Raw genomic sequence first — 216 nt, forward strand, 5'->3', positions numbered from 1 at the left:
CACACAGTTTTGTGTGCCGACTTAGCTCAGCTGGTAGAGCAACTGACTTGTAATCAGTAGGTCAACCGTTCGACTCGGTTAGTCGGCACCATTTATTTTAATTAAGTGTTTTAATAACATTTAATTAGCACTGTTTAAGTGCCTCGATAGCTCAGTTGGTAGAGCAGAGGATTGAAAATCCTCGTGTCCCTGGTTCGATTCCGGGTCGAGGCACCA

The 216-nt window shown here is 44.4% G+C and carries 2 tRNA genes; both read left to right on the forward strand.

Annotated features, from left to right (window positions below):
- The first annotated feature begins 15 nt into the window (after window positions 1-15).
- A tRNA-Thr gene (locus AN392_RS18330) sits at window positions 16-91 on the forward strand.
- Window positions 92-140: 49 nt separating this feature from the next.
- Window positions 141-216, forward strand: a tRNA-Phe gene (locus AN392_RS18335).

The organism is Pseudoalteromonas sp. P1-16-1b, assembly GCF_001401785.1.
Classification (GTDB): domain Bacteria; phylum Pseudomonadota; class Gammaproteobacteria; order Enterobacterales; family Alteromonadaceae; genus Pseudoalteromonas; species Pseudoalteromonas undina.